The sequence below is a fragment of the Leifsonia sp. 563 genome, assembly GCF_040545055.1.
Lineage (GTDB): Bacteria > Actinomycetota > Actinomycetes > Actinomycetales > Microbacteriaceae > Leifsonia.
Window position 1 is genome coordinate 127,987 of sequence record NZ_JBEPLE010000003.1, and the last position, 24,717, is coordinate 152,703.

At 70.2% G+C, this 24,717-nt stretch carries 20 protein-coding genes; 8 read left to right on the forward strand and 12 right to left on the reverse strand.

Going from position 1 to position 24,717, the window contains the following annotated elements:
• Nucleotides 1–63 precede the first annotated feature (63 nt).
• A complete protein-coding gene (locus ABIC47_RS11060; protein WP_354480365.1) occupies nt 64–246 on the reverse strand; it encodes a hypothetical protein in 183 nt (60 codons plus the stop codon).
• An 88-nt stretch (nt 247–334) separates the two neighbouring features.
• The gene (locus ABIC47_RS11065; protein ID WP_018189243.1) at nt 335–553 is read right to left on the reverse strand and encodes a hypothetical protein; all 219 of its coding nucleotides are present in this window, start codon (nt 551–553) and stop codon (nt 335–337) included.
• A 114-nt stretch (nt 554–667) separates the two neighbouring features.
• Here ABIC47_RS11065 and ABIC47_RS11070 point away from each other — a divergent pair, with 114 nt between their 5' ends.
• Nucleotides 668–1,786 carry a S1C family serine protease gene (locus ABIC47_RS11070; protein WP_018189244.1) on the forward strand — a complete coding sequence of 373 codons (1,119 nt, stop codon included), beginning with the start codon at nt 668–670 and terminating at the stop codon, nt 1,784–1,786.
• Between the two features lie 22 nt (nt 1,787–1,808).
• On the opposite strand, the gene ABIC47_RS11075 is transcribed toward ABIC47_RS11070, so the two are convergent.
• From ABIC47_RS11075 to ABIC47_RS11090, 4 genes are all read right to left on the reverse strand, one after another.
• Nucleotides 1,809–2,081, reverse strand: a complete 273-nt coding sequence (locus tag ABIC47_RS11075) for a hypothetical protein (protein WP_020076022.1) — start codon at nt 2,079–2,081, stop codon at nt 1,809–1,811.
• Between the two features lie 207 nt (nt 2,082–2,288).
• A complete protein-coding gene (locus ABIC47_RS11080) occupies nt 2,289–4,220 on the reverse strand; it encodes a sigma-70 family RNA polymerase sigma factor (RefSeq protein ID WP_354480370.1) in 1,932 nt (643 codons plus the stop codon).
• Between the two features lie 195 nt (nt 4,221–4,415).
• The gene (locus tag ABIC47_RS11085) at nt 4,416–5,081 is read right to left on the reverse strand and encodes a phosphatase PAP2 family protein (RefSeq protein ID WP_354480372.1); all 666 of its coding nucleotides are present in this window, start codon (nt 5,079–5,081) and stop codon (nt 4,416–4,418) included.
• 66 nt (nt 5,082–5,147) lie between these two features.
• Entirely contained in the window at nt 5,148–5,801 is a 654-nt protein-coding gene (locus tag ABIC47_RS11090) for a TetR/AcrR family transcriptional regulator (RefSeq protein WP_354480375.1), read from the reverse strand.
• 135 nt (nt 5,802–5,936) lie between these two features.
• Here ABIC47_RS11090 and ABIC47_RS11095 point away from each other — a divergent pair, with 135 nt between their 5' ends.
• From ABIC47_RS11095 to ABIC47_RS11105, 3 genes are read left to right on the forward strand one after another with little or no spacing between them, the layout of a single operon-like run.
• Entirely contained in the window at nt 5,937–7,616 is a 1,680-nt protein-coding gene (locus ABIC47_RS11095) for an MDR family MFS transporter (protein WP_354480872.1), read from the forward strand.
• A gap of 23 nt (nt 7,617–7,639) precedes the next feature.
• The gene (locus ABIC47_RS11100) at nt 7,640–8,134 is read left to right on the forward strand and encodes a MarR family winged helix-turn-helix transcriptional regulator (RefSeq protein WP_231374299.1); all 495 of its coding nucleotides are present in this window, start codon (nt 7,640–7,642) and stop codon (nt 8,132–8,134) included.
• Between the two features lie 46 nt (nt 8,135–8,180).
• Complete coding sequence (locus ABIC47_RS11105; RefSeq protein ID WP_354480377.1) at nt 8,181–8,972, forward strand: hypothetical protein; 792 nt, start codon at nt 8,181–8,183, stop codon at nt 8,970–8,972.
• Nucleotides 8,973–9,053: 81 nt separating this feature from the next.
• On the opposite strand, the gene ABIC47_RS11110 is transcribed toward ABIC47_RS11105, so the two are convergent.
• Entirely contained in the window at nt 9,054–10,064 is a 1,011-nt protein-coding gene (locus ABIC47_RS11110) for a PHP domain-containing protein (RefSeq protein WP_354480379.1), read from the reverse strand.
• Between the two features lie 48 nt (nt 10,065–10,112).
• Between ABIC47_RS11110 and ABIC47_RS11115 the strand changes: the two genes are divergently transcribed.
• The 3 genes from ABIC47_RS11115 (at nt 10,113) to acs (ending at nt 15,193) form a co-directional block, all read left to right on the forward strand.
• Entirely contained in the window at nt 10,113–10,682 is a 570-nt protein-coding gene (locus ABIC47_RS11115; protein WP_089879816.1) for a dihydrofolate reductase family protein, read from the forward strand.
• Between the two features lie 35 nt (nt 10,683–10,717).
• Nucleotides 10,718–13,060, forward strand: a complete 2,343-nt coding sequence (locus tag ABIC47_RS11120; RefSeq protein ID WP_354480383.1) for an ATP-binding cassette domain-containing protein — start codon at nt 10,718–10,720, stop codon at nt 13,058–13,060.
• A gap of 153 nt (nt 13,061–13,213) precedes the next feature.
• Complete coding sequence (acs, locus tag ABIC47_RS11125) at nt 13,214–15,193, forward strand: acetate--CoA ligase (RefSeq protein WP_354480386.1); 1,980 nt, start codon at nt 13,214–13,216, stop codon at nt 15,191–15,193.
• Between the two features lie 122 nt (nt 15,194–15,315).
• Here acs and ABIC47_RS11130 read toward each other — a convergent pair whose 3' ends face one another.
• The 5 genes from ABIC47_RS11130 to treY all read right to left on the reverse strand — a co-directional run bounded on the left by ABIC47_RS11130 (nt 15,316) and on the right by treY (nt 24,245).
• Nucleotides 15,316–17,091 (reverse strand): glycoside hydrolase family 15 protein, encoded by a 1,776-nt coding sequence (locus ABIC47_RS11130; protein ID WP_354480389.1) that lies wholly within the window; start codon nt 17,089–17,091, stop codon nt 15,316–15,318.
• Entirely contained in the window at nt 17,088–17,945 is an 858-nt protein-coding gene (locus tag ABIC47_RS11135) for a serine/threonine-protein kinase (RefSeq protein ID WP_020076010.1), read from the reverse strand. The genes ABIC47_RS11130 and ABIC47_RS11135 overlap by 4 nt, the downstream gene beginning before the upstream one ends.
• Nucleotides 17,945–19,981 (reverse strand): glycogen debranching protein GlgX, encoded by a 2,037-nt coding sequence (gene glgX / locus ABIC47_RS11140; RefSeq protein ID WP_354480392.1) that lies wholly within the window; start codon nt 19,979–19,981, stop codon nt 17,945–17,947. Before glgX ends, ABIC47_RS11135 begins: the two co-directional genes overlap by 1 nt.
• A 302-nt stretch (nt 19,982–20,283) precedes the next feature.
• A complete protein-coding gene (treZ, locus tag ABIC47_RS11145) occupies nt 20,284–21,984 on the reverse strand; it encodes a malto-oligosyltrehalose trehalohydrolase (RefSeq protein ID WP_354480394.1) in 1,701 nt (566 codons plus the stop codon).
• A complete protein-coding gene (gene treY, locus ABIC47_RS11150) occupies nt 21,981–24,245 on the reverse strand; it encodes a malto-oligosyltrehalose synthase (RefSeq protein WP_354480396.1) in 2,265 nt (754 codons plus the stop codon). Before treY ends, treZ begins: the two co-directional genes overlap by 4 nt.
• A 130-nt stretch (nt 24,246–24,375) precedes the next feature.
• Here treY and ABIC47_RS11155 point away from each other — a divergent pair, with 130 nt between their 5' ends.
• Nucleotides 24,376–24,690, forward strand: coding sequence for a DUF7882 family protein (locus tag ABIC47_RS11155; RefSeq protein WP_018189263.1), 315 nt, complete (start codon nt 24,376–24,378; stop codon nt 24,688–24,690).
• Nucleotides 24,691–24,717: the final 27 nt, after the last annotated feature.

A 24,717-nucleotide genomic window follows, 5' to 3' on the forward strand; every position in this document is an offset into this window, starting at 1 on the left:
GATGGCGGCGTGGCCATGATGCACCTTCGAGCGTCCGTTGGGGACTAGCTGTTTTCCATAAAGTCACGCGTGCGAACGGTCGTCCACCGAATCGTCGTCGCGCCGCCATTCCAGCTCGACGCCGGAGACCAGCCGGACGCGTATCGTGCGGCCGACGACCTCCATCCTGGCGACGTCGGGGTGGCCCTGCACGCGCATCCACCCGGGTGATCCCCGCTCCGGAAAGGCGTTCGCGTCCTCGTTCACCGCACCCCACCCCTCCCCGTCGCACATCGACCGGCGTCGAGAAGTAGCTTGACGTGAACCCACGCGATTCCGCTAGTCCATCGAGTGGTCAGGAGGCAGACGACTCGCGGCCGACGTGCCGGTAGATCGCCTCGCGAGGCCAATCGTCCGCGGTCACCAGTTCGTAGACCTCCATCGCCTGGTCCGCCGGGATGCGTACGCGGACAGGGGGATGCGTTTCGAGCACCGGGAGGTCGATCGACCGGTCCAGCCCGGGCTGGTCGGGGTGCACGAGGAATGCGGTGAACACATCGTCGCCGAAATCCATGCGTTCACATTAGTCCTCGCGTCCCTCGTGGCGTAGCTCTCGACCCAACTGTCTATCCAGCTCTCGACCGGTCGAGACACCATGACCCCGAACAGAAGCGAGGGGGCGCGAGAGATGACGTCGACCGACCAGAAGAGGACGGACCGACCCGGGCGGTTCCCGGTGTGGGCGACCGTGCTGCTCGCCGTGCTGGGCGCGGTCATCCTGCTGGGATCGGGCGTGCTCGGCGGTCTCACCCTCCGCTCGGGTGCATCAACACTCGGGATGGCGCCGGCCCGGTCCGCTTCGCTGTCGTCCGCGTCGGTGTGCGACGCCGAACGCATCGCGAGCGACGTGCTCCCCTCGATCGTGACGATCGGGGTGGTCGCCGGCGACGGGTCAGGCGGCACCGGCAGCGGGGAGATCATCTCCGCCGACGGTTACATCCTCACCAACAACCATGTCATCGCCCCCGCGGCGGAGGGCGCGAAGATCACCGTCCTCTACAACGACGGGACCACTCACCCGGCGAAGCTCGTCGGGCGTTCGCCGCGCGCCGACATCGCCGTGGTGAAGGTGGAGGCCAGCGGACTTCCCGTCATCAAGCAGGGGGACTCCACAACGCTCAAGGTCGGCCAGCCGGTGGTCGCGCTCGGCGCCCCGCTGGGCCTCTCCAGCACGGTCACGACGGGAGTGGTGAGCGCCCTCGGTCGCACCGTCCCGGTGCAGAGCGACAGCGACCGCAACGCTGTGCTGGCGGATGCGATCCAGACCGACGCCTCGATCAATCCCGGTAACTCGGGGGGCGCGCTCGTCGACTGCGACGGCCGGCTCATCGGAGTGAACTCGGCCATCGCGACCGTTCCCGGCGCCTCCGGGGAAGCGGGCGGCGGGAGCGTCGGCATCGGCTTCGCGGTCCCGCAGGCGGTGGCGATGCCGATCGCGCAGCAGATCATCTCGACCGGCAAGGTGACCTATCCGATCTTCGGGATCTCGGTCACGCCCATCCAGCCCGGCCAGGGCGACAACGACCAGCCGGGACTGTACGTGCAGTCGGTGACGCCCGGTGGACCGTCGCAGCAGGCAGGCCTGCGGGCGGGGGATGTGATCACCCGCGTCGACGGCAGGCCCGTCGGCAGCGTCGACGACCTCACGGCGATCCAGCTCACGAGCAAACCCGGCGACGGTGTCGACGTGGTCTACGTGCGGGACGGCCGGCGCCAGACCACCACGGTGACTCTCGGTAGCGGCTGAGCGGGCGAGCGGGCTGAGCGGCTCAGGCGGGGCGCTCGACGCCGATCGCGATCTTGAACCGGTCGATGATCCGGTAGCTGTCGCCCGGGCCGTTCTCCTCGACGCGTACCGTGTCGTAGACCCGGAAGTCGAGGATGCGGAGCTCGCCCAGGCGCTCGGCCCGCTCGTTGAGGAGAGCCGAACGGAGCGGCGAGGTGGGGTCACGGGGGATCAGTGGCGTGACGATCTCGCCGCGCCATCCATCGGTCGTCACACTGACGAGCCCGGCAGCACGCTCCCGCGGATTCCAGTGCATCAGCCTCATCTCGTCCTCGCGTCCTCTCGTCGGCACGTTGCGGTGTGTTGTGACGGAGCGGCCCGGCCGGTTCGATACCCGACGAGCGGGCCGAGCCACTCCGAAAGGGAGGCCCATTGGGGGCGCTCCGGTGGAGACGCGCGAAGCCCGATGACGCGCTCTCCGCTTATGTAGACGTTGTTGCCGAGCGATCGTGACGCGACGAACTCAGCTGCACAGCTTCCATTGGGCGCGCACCTGGTCGGCAGACAACGGGACGCCGTAGACGGCCGCGAAAGCGAGGCTCCCCGTGATCTGCCGTGCCGACGGAGTCTCCGGCCCCCAGTTGTCGAGGTTGTCGGCTCCGATGCGCCAATGGCCGGGAAACGCGTGCGCCTGCGTGACGGAGCCGTCGTGAGCGACCCTCTCGCCGTCGACGTACAGCGCCATGCCGTCGTCCGACAACGTCGCGGTGGCCTGGTGCCAGCGGCCATCGGTGTAGCTGGATGTGGAGGTCACGGTTCGGACGGCCTCCGGGAAGACACCGAACACCAGACGGCCGTCATCCGTCAGGAACAGGTGGCGGTCGTAGTACGCCGAGACTCCGTCGCTCGATCCGCTGAACCCCAGCAGCCGGCCGCCGCCCTCGGTCGCCTGGAACCAGATCTGGATGGTGAACCGGTCGACGGGCTGCCGAAGCGTCTCGTCCGTCAGGTTCCACTCGCCCGCGCCGGGGTGTCCCGCATAGCGTGCGGTGCTCCCGTGGACGAGGTCCGTCGCGGTGCGGGCTCCGGACTCGTCGTCCAGTCGGTACGCGAGCAGCGTGTCGGCCGCCGGGATCGCCTGGATGGCGGCGACGCAGCCCTGCGGAGTGGGCGCGGGGGCGGCGTCCGGCGGGAGCACCGGCGCCTCGGCGCCGGGCCCGCTCGGAACCACGGGGACGATGGGCTCGGTGATCGGAGAGTCGACCACGGGCGGAGTGCTGCCGTCGCCATCCGGATCGGGGACGGGCGAGACGCCCGTCGCGGGAGCCTCCGGCTTGAGTTGAGCCTTCTGCTCCGGCGTGGGGCGTGACGTCTCGGCCACGCGGTCGGGCCCGTCGCCGCCCGCGCTTTGCGAGCCGGACGTGGAGCCGCTCCCGGTCTCGGCCGCGGCGAGCTCCGACCCGGGTGCGGCGACGACCACCCCGCAGGTGAGGGCTGCCGCCGCCACCACACTGGCCGCGACGGCGGCCATCCCGGCCTTGGAACTACCCGTCGCCGCGCTCGACAGCTGCCGCAGCCGGCCGCCGGTGCGGACGGTGGCCGCCGGATCGGTGGCCGCCCGACCGGCCGGCGTCGTTTCGGTGAGCGTCGCCGCGACGGCGGTTCCCGATCCGCCGATCGTCGAGAGGTACACGGTCGCGCCGGCGAGCCCCAGGAACAGGGGCAGGATTCCGAGAGCAATCCGCGAGCCAACGCGGTCGGCCTCGGAGGCGGCGTCCGCGCAGCGCTCGCAGGCGTCGAGGTGCTGTGTCACCTTGCGGCGGTCGGCCTTGGCGAGGCGCCCTCGAACGAACGGGCCGAGCTTCTTCAGCGTCCACGCGTGGATCGGGTCCTCGGTCGGCGCGCTCGCCAGGTGGGCGTTGATCCAGGACTGCCGGAGCCCTTCGCGTGCGCGGAGCGCGAGCGCGGAGACCGCGTTGGCGTTGAGGCCCATGAGCGGCGCCACCTCACGGGGCGCCATGTCTTCGATCTCGGTGTACCAGAGCACCTCCTGCCACTTGTCGGGCAGGGCGTAGAAGGCCTTCGCCATCGTCTGCCTGTCCATGCGATCGAGGGCCGTGACCTCGCTGAAGGTCCAGTCTTCGATGACGTCGGCGTCTTCGATGTTCGGCGTCGTCTTCCGGCGCGACCAGTCGATGGCCACGTTGCGGACCGTCGTCGCGAGGTAGGAGCGGAATCCCGAGGTGGGGCCCTTGCCGCGGCCGAGCGAGGTCAGGATGCGCGCGAACGCCTCCGACGCGAGATCGTCGGGGTCGAACCGGCCGGTGATGGAGGCCGCCATGGCGCGGCCGGCCTGCCAATGCCGCTTCCAGAGCACGCCGTAGGCGAGCGTGTCTCCGTCTCGTGCGAGGACGATCAGGTCGGCGTCGGAGAGGTCGTCGAGTTCACCGGTCATAAGGGTCGGGTCCTTGAATAGCGGTACGGGCGTTCACTGACTTGGACGCAGTGAATTGCGGATCATGACGCGATCGAAGAAAGAAAGTTCTTCGTCGTCGATCGGGGATGGTGTGGCACCACCATCCCGCCCGTCCCCGCGGTCACGGGACCGTCGGACTGCGGAGAGACTGCGTAGGTCGGACGACCCGCCCGGTCAGCGCGTGCGGCGGCGGCCGCGCGTCGCCAGGTTCCAGAGACCGGCGAACAGCACGGCGCCGGCGACACCGTTCAGCACGCCGCCCACGACATCCGTGCCGTAGTGGACGCCGACATAGAGTCGCGACCAGGCGACGGCCAGCACGAACACGGCGCCCACGACGACCACGATGGCTCGGGGGAGCCCCGCGCGGCACACCATGGCCAGGGCCGTCACGAGCGCCGCGGCGAAGACCACGTGCCCGCTGGGGTAGCTGAGCGTCGCCGGCGAGATGTGCAGGACGTGGGTCAGGTCGGCAGTGGACGGCCGCGGCTGCGCGACGACCGTCTTGACGACCAGCGTGGTCAGCCAGCCGGCGCCTGTGACGACGCACGCGCCCAGCGCTCGGCGCCATCCCACCGCGAACAGCAGGATGACGAACACGACGACGAGGATCGCCGCCACCACGACGGGATGGTCGAGGCGGTCGAGCAGCAGGGCGGCGTCGTCGAGCAGAGGGGAGTTGACCCGGTTCACGGCCGCGTCGAGACCGTCGAAGCGCAGTGCGGGCAGCGCCTTCGCAGCGAAGCCGAGCCCGATCGTGACCGCGAAGAGGACGACGGTCCAGACGATCCAGTGGGCCGGGGCGCGCAGGGCCCACGAGGCCTGTCGCCGCGAGTGCATCCCCTCAGCGTAGGGAGCGGCCGCGCGCGAAGACTGGACGTCCGCCGCCCGACGGTGTGAAGACGCTCAGCGGACGAACGGTGCGACCGACCGCGTGATCGCCACGGCGCGGTCGGCGACCTCGGCGGCGGAGCCGTCCCCGCCCGCCTCGGCCCATTCGCGGACGGCGATGCGGATGGCGGCGATGCACGCGACGACGAGCAGCTCGGCGCGGGCGGCGGCGTCCTCCTCGCCCAAGGCTCCTCGGGGCACATCGTCGTCGTCCCGGCAGATGTCCGTCAGGAACGCGGCGACGGCGGAGACGAGTCCCGATCGCAGGTCGTCGAACCGTCCGAGACGGCGCCGGAGGAGGCCTGAGTGACGCGCGGCGATGAGCATGCGCGCCTCGCGGAGCTCCGCATCCTGCTCGTCCGGGAGCGATGCGGTGAACAGGGTGTCGACGAGGGCGGCGACGACGCTTCCCCGGTACGCGTCGGTCAGGCGGCCGCCGATCCACACCGGGTCGCCCCACGCGCGCCGCACGTCGAAGAGCGCGTCCTCCTTCGTGTCGAAGTAGTTGAAGAAGGTGCGGTGGGAGACCGGAACGCGCGCACAGATCTCGTCGACCGTCACCTCGTCGAGGTCGCGCTCCAGCGCGAGTTCCAGGGTGGCGCGTTCGAGGTCGGCTCTGACCTGGGCCTTCTTGCGCTCGCGGAGGCCGTCGGTTGTTGAACTTTGCATAGGAGGAAAGTTTGCAGTCGTGTACGCTGTTAGTTGACTTTGGTCACCTAATTATATATGGTTGATCGTCGTCAACCAATCGTGCGAAGGATCCACATGTCAACAACGCTCTCCAGGGATGGGTCACCGGTCGTGATGTCGCACCGGCAGGTGCTCGAATCCCTCTCCGGACTCCTGCTCGGGATGTTCGTCTCGATCCTCGCGGGCACGGTCGTGTCGACCTCGATGCCGCGGATCATCTCCGAACTGCACGGCGACCAGACCGCCTACACCTGGGTCGTCACCAGCACGCTGCTCGCCACCACGGTGTCGACGCCCATCTGGGGCAAGCTCGCCGACCTGCTCAACCGCAAGTTGCTCATCCAGCTCGCCCTCGTGATCTTCGTCGCGGGCTCCGCGATGGCCGGCTTCTCGCAGGACACCAACATGCTCATCGGCTTCCGCGTGGTCCAGGGCCTCGGCGCCGGCGGCCTGACCGCACTCAGCCAGATCATCATGGCCGACATCATCAGCCCGCGTGAGCGCGGCCGGTACATGGGCCTGTTCGGCGGTGTCATGGCCGTCGGAACGGTCGGCGGCCCGCTGATCGGCGGCCTGCTGACCGACTCGATCGGCTGGCGCTGGAACTTCTTCGTCGGCGTGCCCGTCGCGGTGGTCGCGATCATCCTGCTCCAGTTCACGCTTCGCCTGCCGAAGCGTCCGGCGCGGAAGGTGCGCATCGACTACCTCGGCGCGATCTTCCTCGCGGCCGGCGTCTCGCTCCTGCTGATCTGGGTCTCGCTCGCGGGCAAGAACTTCGACTGGTGGAGCGCTGAGACCATGTGGATGGTGGGAGGCTCGATCGCGCTCATCGTCGCGACGATCGTGACAGAGCTCGTCGTGAAGGAGCCGATCATCCCGCTCGGGATGTTCAAGAACCGCACGTTCACGCTCGCCGTCATCGCGTCGATCTCGGTCGGTGTCGCCATGTTCGGCACGTCCGTCTTCCTCGGTCAGTACATGCAGCTCGCCCGCGGCGCGACGCCGACGGAGTCCGGTCTGCTGACGCTGCCGATGATCCTCGGACTGCTGCTCTCCTCCATGATCGTGGGCAACCTGATCAGCCGGTTCGGCAAATGGAAGGGCTTCATGATCGCCGGGTCCGTGCTGCTCACCGCCGGCCTGTACCTGATGAGCACCATCGAGTACGACACGAACTACGGGCTCGTCTCCCTCTACATGCTCGTGCTCGGCGCTGGCGTCGGCATGGTCATGCAGAACCTGGTGCTCATCGTCCAGAACACGGTCCGCCCGGACCAGCTCGGCGCCGCCAGCTCGAACGTCGCGTTCTTCCGCAGCCTCGGCGGCACCATCGGCGTCTCGGTGATGGGATCCATCCTGGGCACCGCGGTGAAGGACATGATGGCCGACCGCCACCAGGAGCTGCTGACCGCCGTCGGCAAGCTCGGCGCGAAGGGCGTCGCCGCCGCCAAGTCGCTGCAGAGCGGGACGCTCCCCGAGGTCAACACCCTCCCGGTGCCGATCCGGACCATCGTCGAGTCGGTCTACGGCCAGGCCGTCGCTGACATCTTCCTGGTCGCCGTCCCGCTCGCGATCATCTCCGTCATCGCCATCCTCTTCCTCCCGAACATCAAGCTCGGCAGCAAGACCGCCATCGAGCGGATGCGCGAGGAGAACGCCGAGACACCGCTCGAGGCCGCGGAGGAGAACGCGGTGGAGGTCGCGGAAGCGCTGATCGGCGCCCCGGCCACCGGTTCGGTCGCCGCGGTCCGGCGAGCCGGCGACGGCGACAGCCCGGCTGGGAACGGCCGCTAGACGGTCACGTTATGATCGCGGCCATGGACAACACGGATCGGGTGGCGGCGGGCTCCGCCGCCACCCTTCCCGCCGCCCCGGAACCGGCGAGCGACGCGGCCATCTCCGAGGTGGAGGAGCAGTTCACCCGGCTGTTCAACCAGGTCGGCACGGCGATGCGCGATCGCGCGGTGCGCATCCACCCGGACCTGCAGCCGGGAAGCTACAAACTGCTGACGACGATCGTGCGCAGCGGCCCCATCCACGCCGGAGCCCTCGCCGCCATGCTCTACACCGACAAGAGCGTGATCAGCCGGCAGGTGAAGCTGCTGGAGGACATGGGCTTCATCGAGCGCAAGACCGACCCGACCGACCGGCGGGCCAGCTTCATCGCGGCGACGCCCGAGGCCATCGAGAAGGTCAACGAGGTGCGCGCCGCCGACCAGGCGACGCTGTACCGGGGCCTCCGGCGCTGGGGCGAAGAGGATGTGCGTCGCCTGGCGGAGTTGCTCGGCCGCCTCAACGAGGTCACCGGCTAGAACTCCCGGTGGCGATTCAGCGTGACGCTGGTACCCTTCGTCGGGTATGCAGTCCGCATCCGCCCCCCGTCGTTCCCGCGGCCGCCGCTCGGCAGGCCGTCGCGCCGCTGTGCCGACGCAGCGCGTGCGGATCCGGCTGCCGAGGTCGCGGAGACGCCCCCTGCTGCCGCTTCAGCACCGCATCGGCGTGAGCCTCGCGGTCATCGGCCTGGTGTGCGGATTCTCGATCGTTCCGACGGATGACGCGCTCGCATCCACCCTCCTCGTCGCGCCGTCGACGACGCTCGCGCCGGGTGACGGCGCGTCCGGCTCGACCACGGCCGCTGCGGCTGCACCGGCGCCCGCCCAGGAGCTGCTGGTCGATGCGACGATCGCCGCCCCTGTCGTCAACCGCGAGGACCTGAGCGCGACCGACGGGCTGCAGACGCTCGCCCGTGTCGGCACCAACGAGGCCTGGGCGAAGCTGGTGTTGATGTTCGGCGGCTGGCCGCAGACCGACGCGAACGTGACGGTGATGCTGCGCTGGATGCGCCAGGAGAACGGTCCGCCGGACTGGTGGAACCGTAACAATCCTCTCAACAACGGCTACGGCTCGGGCGGTGGAGCGGGCCTCGGCAGCTACCCGGACCTGATCACCGCGGCCGAGTACTGCGCGAAGAACCTGCAGCGCGGCTACCCGGACATCGTGGCCGGGCTCGAAGCCGGCACCTCCGCCGATGCGACCGCCGCCGCGATCTGGGCCTCGCCCTGGGCGACCAGCCACTACGGCAACGGCACGCACTGGAGCACGCGCCCGGTCGAGATCGTGCAGGCTCCCGCCTCCGCCTGGGGGCTCTGACCCCCTCCTCCGCCGAAGTGCACCTTGTTGCGCACTCCTGCGGCGTGTTGGGCACAACGACGTGCACCTCGACGATGCTGGTTAGGACTTGGCGAGCCAGGTGCGCAGGCGGTCCAGCGGCCAGGTCGTGATGATGCGGTCGGCGGGAACGCCGTTCGCGGCGGCGCGCGCTGCGCCGTACGCGAGGAAGTCGAGCTGGCCGGGTGCGTGCGCGTCCGTGTCGATCGAGAAGAAGCATCCCGCGTCGAGGGCGCGCTGGATGAGGTCGTCCGGCGGGTCCTGACGTTCCGGCCGCGAGTTGATCTCGACGGCGACCTGGTTCTCGACGCACGCGGCGAACACCGCATCCGCATCGAACTCCGACGGCGGCCGGGTGCCGCGCGAGCCCTGCACCAGGCGGCCGGTGCAGTGGCCGAGGACGTTCGTGTGCGGGTCGCGGATGCCGCCCAGCATGCGCTTCGTCATCGTCAGCTTGTCGGAGCGGAGCTTGGAGTGGACGCTGCCGACCACCACATCCAATCGGCCGAGCAGGTCGGGCGTCTGATCGAGCGTGCCGTCCTCGAGGATGTCGACCTCGATCCCGCGGAGCAGGGTCACGGAGCCGGTGTCGAGGCTTGCGATGACGTCCAGCTGCTCCTCCAGGCGCTCGGCACTGAGCCCGCTCGCCACCGTGAGTGTGGGGGAGTGGTCGGTGATCGCCTGGTACTCGCGGCCGAGCGTCGCGGCGGCGGCGGCCATGACCTCGATCGGGACGGTGCCGTCGGACCACTCGGTGTGGCTGTGCAGGTCGCCTCGGAGCTGAGCGAGCAGGTCCGCGCCTGCCGTCTCGAGGGGCTGCGCGTTGCGCTCGCGCAGGTCGGCCAGGTAGTCCGGTACGCCGCCCTCCACCGCCTGCGCGATGACCTGGAACGTGCGGTCGCCGATCCCCTTGGTGCGCTTGAGCCTGCCGTCGGCGACCCGCGCGGCGAGCTCCTCCTGGTCGAAGGGCGCGATCGTGGCGGCCGCGCGGCGGAAGGCCTGCACTTTGAAGCTCGGGGCGAGCTCCCGCTCCAGCCAGAAGGCGATCTCGTTCAGCGCGTCGACGGCATCCATGCGCACCATGCTCCCACCGTGTCGGTGGTGGCCGGTACCGTCGGGCGCATGGGGAGAATCGTCTTCGACACGGCCGCGACCATCAACGGGTGGATCGCCGATGAGCACGACTCGCTGTCCTGGCTGTTCGCGGTGCCCGGCGGAGAGGAGCCGGACGAGAGCCTGATCCCCCGTGGAGCGACCGTGATGGTCGAGGGGCGCACGACGTACGAGTGGGTGCTGCGCGAGAGCGGCATCCTCGAGGCGCCGGAGAAGTGGCAGGAATTCCACGGCACGCGCCCGACCTTCGTGTTCACCCACCGCGAGCTGCCGGTGCCCGAGGGAGCGGACATCCGCTTCGTCTCCGGCTCGGTGGCGGATGCGCTGCCCGCGATCCGCGAGGCGGCGGGCGACGGCGACATCTGGGTCGTCGGGGGAGGGGACCTGGCGGGGCAGTTCTTCGACGCAGGCGCGCTGGATGAGCTGGCGGTGTCGATCGCGCCGGTCGCGCTGACCGGCGGCGCGCCGCTCTTCCCGCGGCGGGTGGAGTCCGACCGCCTGCACCTCGAATCCGCGGAGGCGGTCGGTCAGTTCGCCCGGCTGCGTTACCGCATCCTGGCCGCAGAATCGACCGCCTGATATACCGTGGGTCGCGTTCGACGGAGGGATTCGACATGACCGCAGCGGCCGACAGCCACGATCTGATCCGCGTCCAGGGGGCGCGCGAGAACAACCTGAAAGACGTCAGCGTCGAGCTGCCCAAGCGGCGGCTGACGGTGTTCACAGGCGTCTCGGGGTCGGGCAAGAGCTCGCTGGTGTTCGGCACGATCGCCGCCGAGTCGCAGCGCATGATCAACGAGACCTACAGCGCGTTCGTCCAGGGATTCATGCCGTCGCTGGCCCGACCGGACGTTGACGTGCTCGAAGGGCTGACGACCGCCATCATCGTCGACCAGGAGCGCATGGGCGCGAACGCGCGGTCGACGGTCGGCACGGTGACCGACGCGAACGCGATGCTGCGCATCCTGTTCAGCCGGCTCGGTCAGCCGCACATCGGCTCGCCGCAGGCCTTCTCGTTCAACATCCCCTCGGTCACCGGACGCGGCGCGATCACCGTCGGCGGCAAGACGGAATCGCGCGAGTTCACGCAGCTCGGCGGTATGTGTCCGCGCTGCGAGGGCATGGGCAGCGTGAGCGACATCGACCTCACCCAGCTCTTCGACGACAGCAAGTCGCTCGCGGAGGGCGCCATCACCATCCCGGGCTACACGGCCGACGGCTGGTCGGTGCGCATCATCGGGAGCTCGGGCTTCGTTCCCGCGGACAAGCCGATCCGCGAGTTCACCGAGCAAGAACGCCAGGACTTCCTCTACAAAGAGCCGGTCAAGGTGAAGATCGAGGGCATCAACATGACCTACGAGGGACTCGTCCCCAAGGTCCAGAAGTCGATGCTGTCGAAGGATGTCGACGCGATGCAGCCGCACATCCGCGCGTTCGTGGAGCGCGCCGTCACCTTCGCGACGTGTCCCGAATGCGGCGGCACCCGGCTGAGCGAGGGCGCCCGGTCGTCGAAGATCGCCGGCATCAGCATCGCCGACGCCTGTGCCATGCAGATCACCGACCTGTCGGACTGGGTGCGCGGGCTCGATGAGCCGTCCGTCCGTCCACTGCTCAAGAACCTGCAGCACCTGCTCGACTCGTTCGTCGACATCGGGCTCGGTTACCTGTCGCTCGACCGGCCCTCCGGCACGCTGTCGGGCGGCGAGGCGCAGCGCACGAAGATGATCCGCCACCTGGGGTCGTCGCTCACCGATGTGACGTATGTCTTCGACGAGCCGACCGTCGGGCTGCATCCGCACGACATCCAGCGGATGAACGAACTCCTGCTGCAGCTGCGCGACAAGGGGAACACGGTGCTCGTGGTCGAGCACAAACCCGAGGCGATCGCGATCGCGGACCACGTCGTGGACCTCGGTCCGCGAGCCGGCTCGGCCGGAGGCGAGGTCGTCTTCGAGGGCACGGTGGAGGAGCTCCGCTCGAGCGACACCCTCACCGGGCGGCACCTCGACGACCGCGCGCACCTCAAGGAGACGGTGCGGACGCCGAAGGGAGCACTCGAGGTGCGCGGCGCCTCCGAGCACAACCTGCAGGGAGTGGATGTCGACATCCCGCTCGGCGTGCTGGTGGTCGTCACGGGGGTGGCCGGGTCGGGGAAGAGCTCCCTCATCCACGGGTCCGTGGCGCCGCGCGACGGCGTCGTGTCGGTCGATCAGGGCGCGATCCGCGGCTCGCGCCGCAGCAACCCGGCGACCTACACCGGGATGCTGGAGCCGATCCGCAAGGCGTTCGCGAAGGCCAACGGGGTGAAGCCGGCTCTGTTCAGCGCCAACTCCGAGGGCGCGTGCCCGAACTGCAACGGCGCCGGGGTCATCTACACCGACCTCGGCGTGATGGCCGGCGTCTCGACGGTGTGCGAGGTGTGCGAGGGCAAGCGCTTCGACGAGTCGGTGCTCGAGTACCACCTGGGCGGCCGCGACATCAGCGAGGTGCTGGCGATGCCGGTCACCGAGGCCGAGGAGTTCTTCGCGGGAGGGGAGGCGAAGCTGCCCGCTGCGCACGCCATCCTGCAGCGGCTGTCGGATGTGGGGCTCGGCTATCTGACGATCGGTCAGCCGCTCACCACGCTCTCGGGCGGCGAACGGCAGCGGCTCAAGCTGGCGACGCACATGGCCGAGAAGGGCGGGGTGTACGTGCTCGACGAGCCGACGACCGGCCTGCACCTGGCAGACGTGGAGCAGCTGCTCGGACTTCTCGATCGGCTGGTCGACGCGGGGAAGTCGGTGATCGTGATCGAGCACCACCAGGCCGTGATGGCGCACGCCGACTGGATCATCGACCTCGGGCCCGGAGCCGGCCACGACGGCGGCCGACTCGTCTTCGAGGGCACCCCCGCCGACCTCGTCGCCGCCCGCTCCACCCTCACCGGCGAGCACCTCGCCCGCTACGTCGGCGCCTGACCCCGCATCCCCCCACCGTCGAGTCCGCACAAATTGCACACGAATCACCGTCGCGGCGTGCAAAGTTTGAGGACTCGACGGTGGGGATGCGGCGGGTTACGGAAGGTTGCGAGGGCGGAGGGGCGCACGCGGCGGGGCGGATAGCGTCGGAGGGTGAGCACCCCGATCGAGAACCTCGGCCGCGAGACGCGGCTGTACCGGCCGTCCGAGGAGTTCGCGGCGCAGGCGAACGTCGACGCCTCCGTGTTCGCGGAGGCCGCCGCCGACCCGGTGGCGTTCTGGGAGCGCCAGGCCGCCCGCCTCGACTGGGCGGAACCGTGGCACACGGCACACACGTGGCAACCGGCCGCGCCCGGTGTCGACGGCGAGCTGACGGTCCCGCGGGCCGAGTGGTTCGCGGGCGGCCGCCTCAACGCGGCCGTCAACTGCGTCGACCGACACGTCGCCGCGGGCCGGGGCGACCGCGTCGCCCTGCACTTCGAGGGCGAGCCGGGCGACCGCGAGACGATCACGTACGCGGACCTTCAGCGGCGGGTGGCGCAGGCGGCGAACGCCCTCACGGCGTTGGGCGTCGGGAAGGGGGACCGCGTCGTCGTGTACCTCCCCGTCATCCCCGAGACGGTCGTCATCACCCTTGCCATCGCGCGCGTGGGCGCCATCCACTCGCTCGTGTTCGGTGGCTTCTCGGCGGAGGCGCTGCGCTTCCGGGTGGAGGACACGGGAGCCAAACTGCTGGTGACCTCCGACGGGCAGTTCCGCCGGGGATCCGCCGTGGCCGTCAAGGCGAATGCGGATGCGGCGGTCGTCGGCGACAACGCGATCGAGCATGTGCTGGTCGTCCGGCGGACGGGCGACCTGACGCCGGACGTGCCCTGGACGCCCGGACGCGACGTGTGGTGGCACGAGGTCGTCGAGACGGCGCCCGACGTGCACAAGGCTGAATCCTTCGACGCCGAGACGCCGCTGTTCATCATCTACACGTCCGGGACGACGGGGCGACCGAAGGGCGTCGTCCACACCACCGGCGGCTACCTGACCCAGGCGTCGTGGAGCCACTGGGCGCTGTTCGACGCCAAGGACGACGACGTGTACTGGTGCACGGCGGACCTCGCCTGGGTCACCGCGCACACCTACGTGCTGTACGGTCCGCTTTCGAACGGCGCGACCTCCGTCATCTACGAGGGGACGCCGAACACCCCGCACACCGGCCGGCACTTCGAGATCATCGAGCGCTACGGCGTGACCACCTACTACACGGCGCCGACGCTGATCCGCACCTTCATGACCTGGTTCCCGGATGGGCCGGGGGAGGGCTGGGACCTCTCCAGCATCCGGCTTCTCGGCACGGTCGGCGAGGCGATCAACCCGGAGGCGTGGGTCTGGTTCCGCGAGAACCTCGGTGCGGGACGCGCGCCGGTGGTCGACACGTGGTGGCAGTCCGAGTCCGGCGCCGCGATCGTCGCCCCGCTGCCCGGGGTGACCGCGCTGAAGCCCGGCTCGGCGACGGTCGCTGTGCCCGGCGTCACGGTGCGGGTCGTCGACGAGCGAGGCGAGGATGTGCCCCGCGGCTCGGGCGGCTCGATCGTCATCGACGGCACGTGGCCGGCCATGTCGCGCACGGTATGGGGCGACCCGGAGCGCTACCGCGACTCGTACTGGCGGCCGTACGCCGACCGCGGGTACTTCCTGGCCGGAGACGGCGCCGCGGTCGACGACGATGGATACATCTGGCTGCTCGGCCGTCTCGACGACGTGATCAACGTCTCCGGTCACCGGCTGTCGACCATCGAGATCGAGTCGGCGCTGGTCGCGCATCCCCGGGTCGCCGAGGCGGCCGTCGTCGGCGTGGGCGACGACACGACCGGCCAGGCGGTGGCCGCTTTCGTGGTGCCGTCGGGGGAGACGCCGGGGGAGGCCGACCTCCGCGACCAGGTCACGCGCGAGATCGGCGCGATCGCGAAGCCGCGTCACGTGGTCATCGTCGGGGACCTCCCGAAGACGCGGTCGGGCAAGATCATGCGCCGCCTGCTGGTCGACCTGTTCGACGGCCGGCCGCTCGGCGATACGACATCGCTGCAGGACGAGACGGTTCCGCACGCGATCGCGGAGACGCTGGCCGCACGGGCGCGCTGACCGGGCGGCGTGCGCGAAAGGGAGGTGCCGCGGGCCGACACGCCGGCGGAATGGGCCGAACGGAGGCGGGTGCGGGGCGGAGCCCGCACGATGTCCTCCGTTTCCCGCGGCGGCGCGCGCGCTCAGGGACGCAGGTCGGCGATGGTCAGGGCCGCGTCGATCAGTCCCAGGTGGGAGAGCGCCTGCGGGAAGTTGCCCCAGAAGGCGCCGTCCGCATCCATCATCTCGGCGTAGAGGCCGACGTCGTTCGCGCGGCCGACCAGGTCATCCATCAGCGTCGTCGCCCCCTCGATCTCGCCGACGCAGGCCAGGGCGGCGGCGAGCCAGAAGGAGCACGCGGTGAATGGACGCTCGCCCTCGGCTGCCGCGCCGGTGAAGCGGTAGAGCAGCGGACCGTCGCCCAGCTCGCGCCGGAGCGCGACGATGGTGGAGCGCATCCGTTCGCCCCGGTCGAAGCCGCTTGGAGCATGGAGCAGCACCGACGCATCGAGCTCGTCCTCGTCGGCGGCCATCGTGTACGCGCCGAGGCGCTCGGACCAGCACCGCTCATTCACCCAGGCGTGGATGGCGTCGGCCTCCCGACGCCAGCGCGACGGATTGCCTTCGATCTGGCCCAGCCCGACGAGCTGCAGGGCGGCCTGCAGCGCCTGCCAGCATCCCATCTTCGACGAGGTGTGGTGGCGGAGTTCGCTGAGCTCCCACATCCCGGAGTCGGGCAGGCGCCAGATGTCGCAGACGCGGTCGGCCACGTCTGCGACCAGTCGGCGGGTCGGGACGTCGAGCACGTTGCCGGCGGCGGCGTAGGCGAGCGCGACGCTGAGGAGATCGCCGTACACGCCGAGTTGCAGCTGGCCGGCCGCCCGGTTGCCGGTGACGACCGGTCCGATGCCGCGCCACCCGGGCACGTCGTGCGTCTGCGGCTCGGCTGTCGACTCCTCCCGCAGCCCGTACAGCACCCGCAGTTCGGAGACGTCGCCCTTCACGGCGCGGAGCAGCCACGAGATCGCGGCGTGCGTCTCCTCCCGCAGACCGAAGCGCGCCAGGGCGCGCAGCGTGTACGCGGTGTCGCGGACCCACGCGAAGCGGTAGTCCCAGTTCTTGCCGCCGCGGTCGGTCTCGGGGAGGGAGGTGGTCGCGGCGGCCGCGATGGCGCCGGTCGGCGCGTACAGCAACAGCTTCAGAGCGAGCGCGCTGCGCTGTACGGCGTCATCCCACGGCCCCTGATACGAGAAGGTCCGGGACCATAGCTCCCAGTTGCCGATCGTCCGGTCGATCCCGATGTCGACGTTGCCCGGGTCGGGCAGGTGCAGCGGCTCGTCGTCGGTCGCGACGATGGTGAGCGTCCGGCGGGAGCCCTCGACGACCCGGATGCGGCCGCGGAACCGGGGCGCATCCGCATCCTCCTCGGCGTCGTTGAGGCCGGTGACCCCGATGTTGACCTTCCCGACGCGGAGGATGCGCTTGCCGTCCACGCGCTCCGCCCACGGGCTGCTCCCGCCGAGCATCGTGCCGGGCTCGACCGCCCAGTCCATGACGACCGTTCCGCTGACCCCCTCGATGCGGCGTGCCAGCTCCAGCCACGGCAGGCGTCCGGCGACGCCGGTGACCAGTGCGTCGGTGACCCGCACCGTGCCGTTCTCCGCGATGAAGGTCGTCTCGAGAACGTTGGTGCCGGGGAGGTACCGCCGACGGGTCCGGAACGCGGTGACGGGACGCAGCAGGATGCGGCCTCCGCGCTCCGGATCGAGCAGCGCCGCGAAGGCGGGGGCGGAGTCGAGGTTGGGGACGGGCAGCCAGTCGACCGTGCCGGAGCGGTCGATCAGGGCGACGGTGCGGCCGTCGCCGAGGGCGGCGTGGTCCTCGATCGCGGCCGCAGCCTCCATCCGGTCCGCCGTCACGCCCGCTGCTGGAGACCGGCCGCCGAGATGACGGCCTCGCGGAACAGCGGTGTCAGCTGCTCGGCGGTGGGACGCGCGGCCGGATCCATGGAGGTCATGGCGTGGAGGATGCGTGACCAGTCGTCCGGCAGGCCGTCCGGGATGGGCGGCTCGTGCTCCAGCCGGGCCATCGCCGACTCGACGGCGGCGCCGGGGTACGCGACCGAGCGTGTGAAGCACTCCAGCAGGACGAGCCCCAGCGAGTAGATATCGCTCGCCGAGGTGGCCGGCTGACGCATCGCCTGCTCGGGGCTGAGGTAGGCCGCCGTGCCGGTCGTCTTGCCCTCGTCCGGCTGGGAGGGCGTCCCGACGATGCCGCTGGCGATCCCGAAGTCGGTGAGCCGCGCCCGTGCCCGGAAGGTCGTCGTGCCGTACGACACGAGCATGATGTTCGACGGCTTGATGTCGCGGTGCACCACCCCGTTGGCGTGCACGTACTCGAGCGCTTCGGAGATGTCGTAGGCGACCTCCGCGATCTCCTCCAGCGTCAGCTCCCGCTGGGCCAGCATGCTGGCGAGGTCGGTGCCGGAGACCAGCTCCATGATGAGGAACGGCCGCGGGTCCTTCGGAGAGGAGTAGTCGATCCCGGCGTCGATCAGCGAGACGATGCCGTGGTGGCTCAACCGCGCGAGCGCCGCCTGCTCGGTGCGGTACTGCGCCATCTCCTCCTCGCCGCCCGACCGGTACAGCTTGATGGCGACCTCGCGCCCGAGCAGCTCGTCGGTCGCGCGGAAGATGCTGGCCTCGCCGCCGCGGCCGATGACGTGCTGCGGCCGGTAGCGACCGAGCAGCGCGGGGATGGTGGACTCGGGCATCAGCTGCTCCGCGACCTCAGTAGGGCGAAGGACGACTCGCCGAGGATGACGCTCTCGCCGTCGGCCAAGGCAAGCTCGGGGTCGCTCGAGAGCTCCAGCTCCCAGTGCGAGCCCGGGGCGTCGGGGAGCACGAACTCCACACCGTTGCCGGCCGCGTTCAGCATGAGCAGGAACGAGTCGGCCCCTTCGTGCCGCAGCTCGAACGCGATCGAGCGCGCCTCGGGATCCGCCCAGTCCTCGTCGGCGAACGGCTCGCCGTCCGCCCGGACGATGCAGACGACATCCGGGCCGCCGACGTCGGGTGCGTGCCGGTACCACTCCGGCCGGAGGGCGGGCTCGGTGCGGCGCAGGCGGATGAGCTTGGAGGTGAACTCGTGCAGCTCCCAGTCGGCGTTCTGCCAGTCGAACCAGGAGATCTCGTTGTCCTGGCAGTAGGCGTTGTTGTTGCCCCGCTGCGTGCGCCCGATCTCGTCGCCGCCGAGGATCATCGGGACGCCGGCCGACAGCAGCACGGTGGCGAGGAAGTTCTTGCGCTGCCGCGTGCGGAAAGCGTTGATGCCGGGGTCGTCCGTCGGACCCTCGACGCCGTAGTTGCTGGAGCGGTTGTCGGATTCGCCGTCGCGGTTGTCCTCGCCGTTCGCCTCGTTGTGCTTCTCGTTGTAGCTGGTGAGGTCGGCGAGCGTGAAGCCGTCGTGCGCGGTGACGAAGTTGACGCTCGACAGAGGGGCGCGGCGCGAATCCTCGTAGATGTCCGGGCTGCCGAGCACACGCTGGGACAGGGTGGACAGCACCCCGGGAGTGCCGCGCCAGTAGTCGCGGACGTCGTCGCGGAACTTGCCGTTCCACTCCGCCCAGCCCGCAGGGAACCCGCCCAGCTGGTAGCCGGCGACGTCCCACGGCTCGGCGATCAGCTTCACCTGCGCGAGCGTCGGGTCCTGCTGGATCAGCGTCAGGAAGGCGCTGTGGAGGCTGGCGTCGCCGCCCTGGCGCGTCAGCGTCGTGGCCAGGTCGAAGCGGAACCCGTCGATGTGCATGTCCTCGACCCAGTACCGCAGCGAGTCCATGATGACCTGCAGGGCGGCCGGGTGGCTCACGTTGAAGCTGTTGCCGGTGCCGGTCGTGTCGAAGTAATGGGCGGCATCCCCCTCGACCAGCCGGTAATACGACGGGTTGTCGATGCCCTTGAAGCTGTACGTCGGCCCGAGGTCGTTGCCCTCCGCGGTGTGGTTGTAGACCACGTCGAGGATGACCTCGATGCCGGCGGCGTGCAGGGCCTTCACCATGCCCTTGAACTCGTCGACCTGGTGCCCGGTGTCACCGGTCGCCGAGTACTCGTTGTGCGGGGCGAAGAAGCCGATGGAGTTGTAGCCCCAGTAGTTGCGGAGGCCCTTCTCCTGCAGGTGCGCATCCTGAACGAACTGGTGGATGGGCAGAAGCTCCACTGCGGTGACGCCGAGGTTCTTGAGGTACTCGACGGCGGCGGGATGCGCCAGCCCGGCGTAGGTGCCGCGGAACTCCTCAGGCACCCACTCCATCAGCTTCGTGAAGCCCTTCACGTGCAGCTCGTAGATGATGGTCTCGCTGAGCGGGGTGTGCGGGCGCTCATGGTCGCCCCAGTCGAACTCCTGCGGGTCGATGGCGATGCCGAGGGCGACGTGGCGGGCGCCGTTGGTGTCGCTGCGGCGCTTCGGGCGGCCGAGCTGGTGGCCGAAGACGGCCTGCGTGTTGTCCCACGACCCGGTCACTGCACGGGCCTGCGGCGCGAGGAGGACCTTGGCGGGGGAGAACCGGAGCCCGTTGGCCGGATCCCACGGTCCATCGACGCGGAGTCCGTAGCGCGTTCCTGCGGTGAGGTCGGGGACGAACCCGTGGAAGACATGCCCCGTGCGCTCGGTGAGCACGGTCTGCTTCTCACGGCCGCGGTGGTCGAAGATCGAGACGATGACCTTGTCGGCGCGCTCGCTGTAGACGGCGACATTCGCACCGCCGTCGCGCAGGGTCACCCCGAGCGGGTACGGCGTGGAGGCGGCCGTCACAGGGACGACCCCTGCGAGCGGCGTGCGCTGGGGGTGGTCCGGCGATAGGGCCGGGGGCAGGGTCGGGACACGGTGCCTCCGTTCGGTAGAACGCCACGATACCTGCGCGGTGACACACCCATCCAGGCATTGACACGGGGGTTGCGGACCGTTAGGCGCGCGGCTTACGCGTCGCGCAGGCGCTCGAGCAGGCCGGAGTTGCGGCTGACGATGCGATCGATCATCTGCTGCGTGGTGGGGTCATGCGCCGCGGCTGTCATCCCTCCACCCTATCGAGAGAAGTATTGCATATATAAGCGGACCTACCGCCGCGTCGCGCGCACCGCCTCACCGAACGCCGCGACCGCATCCGTCGGGGCTTCGCCGAGGCCCGTGCCCGACAGGCTCACCTCGACGAGCAGCTCGCCGCGCCGGAACCGGAAGACGCCGTCCGTGTACGCCACCTCGGTCGCGGGCGCGTCGGCGGGGATCGTCCGGCGCAGGCCGGTGAGGGTGCGGTACCAGTCGAGCATCCGCGCGTTCTGCGGTCGCTCCGGCTCCGACCAGTCGAGCTTGGAGCGCAGGAAGGTCTCCGGGTCCTGCGGGTCGGGCACGATGGCGGGGTCCCAACCCATCTTGGCGAACTCCGCGATGCGGCCCTCGGCGGTCGCCTTCCCCAACTCGGGCTCGGGATGCGAGGTGAAGAACTGCCACGGGGTTGTCGCGGCCCACTCCTCGCCCATGAAGAGCATCGGCGTGAACGGGCCGAGCAGGGTGAGGGCTGCGGCCGCCGCGAGACGTCCGGGGTCGAGCGTCGCGGTGAGGCGGTCGCCCGCGGCGCGGTTGCCGATCTGGTCGTGGTCCTGGCTGAACACGACCAGGCGGGTGAAGGGGATGTCCGGGTCGATCGGGCGGCCGTGGTGGCGCTCGCGGAAGCTCGACCAGGTGCCGTCGTGGAAGAAGCCGCGCTGGAACACCTTCACCAGCGCCTCCGGTCGGGCGAAATCGCTGTAGTAGCCCGTGTCCTCGCCGCTCAGGGTGGCGTGGATCGCGTGGTGCACGTCGTCGTCCCACTGTGCGTGGAGGCCGTAGCCGTGGTGCGAGCGGGTGCGGATCAGCTTCGGGTCGTTCAGGTCGCTCTCGGCGATCAGGGTGCGCGGCCGGCCGGTCTCCCCGGCGAGCTCGTCGGCGAGGAGCGCGAGCTCCTCGAGCAGGTGGGTGGCTCGGTGGTCCTGCAGGGCGTGCACCGCATCCAGCCGCAGACCGTCGACGTGCATCTCGCGCAACCAGTACTCGGCGTTGTCGAGGATGTAGCGGCGCACCTCGTCGGACTGCGGGCCGTCGAGGTTGATGTTCACACCCCAGGTGCTGGCGCCCTGGCCGAGGTACGGGCCGAACTTCGGCAGGTAGTTGCCGCTCGGGCCGAGGTGGTTGTAGACGACGTCCTGGATGACGGCGAGACCCCGGCGGTGGCACTCCTCCACGAAGCGCTGATACGCCGCCGGTCCGCCGTACTGCTCCTGGACGGCGTACCAGAGCACGCCGTCGTAGCCCCAGTTGTGCGTCCCGTTGAAGGCGTTCACCGGGAGCAGCTCGATCGCGTCGACGTCGAGGGCGATCAGGTGGTCGAGCCGCGCGGCGGCGGCGTCGAGGGTGCCCTCGGGTGTGAACGTGCCGATGTGCAGCTCGTAGATCACGGCGCCGGTCAGGTCGCGGCCCTCCCACGCGCCGTCGTCCCAGGCGTGGGCACGCGGGTCGAACTCCCGGCTCAGCTCGTGCACGCCGTTCGGCTGGCGGCGCGACCTCGGATCGGGGAAAGGGCCGTCGCCGTCGACGAGGAAGCCGTAGTCGAGGGGCTCGGTCGGGAGCTCCGGCGCCTCCGCCAGCTCCCACCATCCCCCGGTCGGGCTCGCGTCGGACGCGGGCACACGCGCGAGCGGGAAGGTGCCCAGGCCGCCGAGCACCACATCCACCGATCGCGCCTCCGGGGCCCACACGGGGAACCGGCGGTCGGCGGCGGTCATCGGGCCACCGCCAGCAGGGCGACCGGGTAGGTCTCGAACACGGCGGCGAGCGGGACGCGGCCCGAGTAGTCGCGTCCGGTGAGTTCGTCGCGCATGGGCTCCTCTCCCAGGTCGATGGTGGTGTCCGCCCATCCGCCGGTCGCGGAGAGCCCGACGGGCAGGCGGGTGGCGAGTGCGATCGCACCGCCGCGGTCGAAGCCGACGAGGTGGCCGGCACGCGAGCCCTCGGCGTAGACGGGGCGGTAGCCGCTGAACAGCTCCGGCCGGTCGCGGCGCAGGCGGAGCGCCTTGGCGGTGACCAGCTCTTTCGCCGCGCCCGACGAGTCGATCTCGGGCTGCCATCCCTCATCGATGTGGGCGAGGAGGGCGGCTGCCGCGTCGAACTCGACGGGACGGCGGTTGTCGGGGTCGACGAGCGAGCGCTCCCAGCGCTCGGACCCCTGGTACACGTCCGGGATGCCGGGCGCCATCAGCTGCAGGAGCTTGGCGCCGAGGCCGTTGCTCGCGCCGGGCGCCTCGATCACCGCCGCCAGCGCCTCGACCTCGGCCCGCACGCGCTCGTCGTCGAAGGCGGCGTCGACAGCGGCGAACATCCGTTCCTCGAACGCCTCGTCGGGATCGGTCCAGCCGGTGGATGCGCCCGCCTCGCGCGCTGCTTTCAGGGCGTAGTCGTGCAGGCGCTCGCGCGACGCGGGCCACGCGCCGACGATCGACTGCCACAGCAGGCTCTCGAGCGAGCCGTCGCCGAAGCCGACGCGCTCGCGCACCGTCCGCAGGAACCGCTCCCAGCGGCCCGGCAGCTCGGCCAGCACGTGGATGCGCGCCCGAGTGTCCTCTCCGCGCTTGGTGTCGTGGGTCGACAGCACCGTCATCGACTCGGGGAGCCGGCGCTCGCGGTCGCTCTGCCGACGGTGGAACTCCTCCGGCGAGAGCGCGAACTCGGACGGGTCCGCGCCGACCTCCGTCAGCGAGACGAGCCGCGTGAAGCGGTAGAAGGCGTTGTCCTCCACGCCCTTCGCCATGATGGCGCCGGTGGTCTGCTCGAACCGGTCGCCCAGGCGGTCGACGATACGAGCGATCACGGGTGCGAGGTCCGGCCGCGTCGCCGCGGCGGCCTGACGTGCCTCCTCCAGGTACTCGTCGCCGTACGGCAGGTAGCTGCGGTACACGGGGAACCACGCCGCCAGCTCCGCGACGGCGTCCGCGATCTCCTCGTCCGTCCCCTCGCCGAGCTCGCGGACGACCCGGAGCACCTCGGAGCGCAGGATGCCGTCGGCGACGGCGCGCTTGCGGCGGTGGACGAGCTCCACCCAGTCCTGGCTCTCCTCGCGCTCGTCGATCTCACCCGCGAGAGCGGTCAGCGGTCCCTCTCCCGAGGGGTCGACGAAGACGCGGTCGATGATCGCGAGGGCGTCATACCCGGTGGTGCCCTGCACGGGCCAGTCCGGCATCCGCTCGTCGCCCTCGATGATCTTCTCGACCCAGATCGGGGCGTCGCCGGCGAGGTCGCGCAGGCGCTCCAGGTACTGGCCGGGGTCGCGGAGGCCGTCCGGGTGATCGACGCGGAGGCCGTCGACGAGCCCCTCGCTGAGCCAGCGGCCGATCTCGCGGTGCGTGTCGTCGAACACCCGCTGGTCCTCGACGCGGAGCCCGGCGAGGGTGCTGACGGCGAAGAACCGGCGGTAGTTGAGCTCGGCGTCGGCCCGGCGCCAGGACATCAGCTCGTAGTGCTGGCGGGCGTGGACCTCGCGAGGTGTTCCATCGCCGGTGCCGGGCGCGATCGGGAAGCGGTGGTCGTAGTAGCGCAGCTCGCCGTCCTCGATGCGGAGCGCGTCCTCCTCGTCCGGGCCGTCCCCGAAGATGGGGAGACGCAGACGTCCGTGTCCGAACTCCCAGTCGATGTCGAAGTACGAGGCATACGGCGACTCCTGGCCGTTCTCGAGCACATCCCACCACCAGGCGTTGACCGCGGGGGTGGCGACGCCCATGTGGTTGGGGACGATGTCGACGAGCACCTTGAGGCCCCGGCCGTGCGCGGCGTCGGCGAACTCGCGCAGCGCCGCAGGGCCCCCGCGCGACGCATCCACTCGACTGTGGTCGACCACGTCGTAGCCGTGCATCGAACCCGGCTCCGCCTCCAGGAGGGGCGACAGGTAGACCCAGTCCGCGCCGAGGCGCTGGATGTGGTCGAGCACCTGCGTGGCGTCGCGGAGGGTGAAGGCGGGCGAGATCTGGAGGCGGTAGGTGCTCACAGCGTTCATTCTCCGGGAGGGCGGGGCCGCCGAGTAGGGCTTGAAATGGATCGCCCGGCATTTTGCTAGACGAGCAAGCAATATGATTAGACTAACTACATATCCGCTGGATCAGCGAAGGAACCGAGGAGGACGTGGGGTGGGAGTACTGAGCTACGGGGGAGCCGACTACGAGTTCTCGGATCGGCTGCTGGCCCACGTGCAGGTCGTGATCACGACGAAGCTGCGGCGCCGGGAGTCCTTCGCCCTCAGCTGGATTCGCGAGGGCGACGGTGGCCGCGAGGCCATCTGGGTCGACAACGGTCTTCCCATCCGCTTCCGCTACGACGAGGGAGTGATCGCGCCGCTCAACCGCGAGTGGCTCGAGTCGCTGATGGACGGCACGCACCGGCCCAACGGGCTCCTCGTCACGCCAGAACCCTCGCCGTCGTCAGGTCCGAAAGGGAAAAGCTAGGCCGTCTAGTTTGTAGGTGCTCTATCG

Bases quoted from the DNA above. Each gene is read 5' to 3' on its own strand.
- ABIC47_RS11065 (WP_018189243.1), bottom strand. From the start codon at position 553: ATGGATTTCGGCGACGATGTGTTCACCGCATTCCTCGTGCACCCCGAC.
- ABIC47_RS11070 (WP_018189244.1), top strand. From the start codon at position 668: ATGACGTCGACCGACCAGAAGAGGACGGACCGACCCGGGCGGTTCCCG.
- ABIC47_RS11075 (WP_020076022.1), bottom strand. From the start codon at position 2,081: ATGCACTGGAATCCGCGGGAGCGTGCTGCCGGGCTCGTCAGTGTGACG.
- ABIC47_RS11080 (WP_354480370.1), bottom strand. From the start codon at position 4,220: ATGACCGGTGAACTCGACGACCTCTCCGACGCCGACCTGATCGTCCTC.
- ABIC47_RS11085 (WP_354480372.1), bottom strand. From the start codon at position 5,081: ATGCACTCGCGGCGACAGGCCTCGTGGGCCCTGCGCGCCCCGGCCCAC.
- ABIC47_RS11090 (WP_354480375.1), bottom strand. From the start codon at position 5,801: ATGCAAAGTTCAACAACCGACGGCCTCCGCGAGCGCAAGAAGGCCCAG.
- ABIC47_RS11095 (WP_354480872.1), top strand. From the start codon at position 5,937: ATGTCGCACCGGCAGGTGCTCGAATCCCTCTCCGGACTCCTGCTCGGG.
- ABIC47_RS11100 (WP_231374299.1), top strand. From the start codon at position 7,640: ATGGACAACACGGATCGGGTGGCGGCGGGCTCCGCCGCCACCCTTCCC.
- ABIC47_RS11105 (WP_354480377.1), top strand. From the start codon at position 8,181: ATGCAGTCCGCATCCGCCCCCCGTCGTTCCCGCGGCCGCCGCTCGGCA.
- ABIC47_RS11110 (WP_354480379.1), bottom strand. From the start codon at position 10,064: ATGGATGCCGTCGACGCGCTGAACGAGATCGCCTTCTGGCTGGAGCGG.
- ABIC47_RS11115 (WP_089879816.1), top strand. From the start codon at position 10,113: ATGGGGAGAATCGTCTTCGACACGGCCGCGACCATCAACGGGTGGATC.
- ABIC47_RS11120 (WP_354480383.1), top strand. From the start codon at position 10,718: ATGACCGCAGCGGCCGACAGCCACGATCTGATCCGCGTCCAGGGGGCG.
- ABIC47_RS11135 (WP_020076010.1), bottom strand. From the start codon at position 17,945: ATGCCCGAGTCCACCATCCCCGCGCTGCTCGGTCGCTACCGGCCGCAG.
- treZ (WP_354480394.1), bottom strand. From the start codon at position 21,984: ATGACCGCCGCCGACCGCCGGTTCCCCGTGTGGGCCCCGGAGGCGCGA.
- treY (WP_354480396.1), bottom strand. From the start codon at position 24,245: ATGAACGCTGTGAGCACCTACCGCCTCCAGATCTCGCCCGCCTTCACC.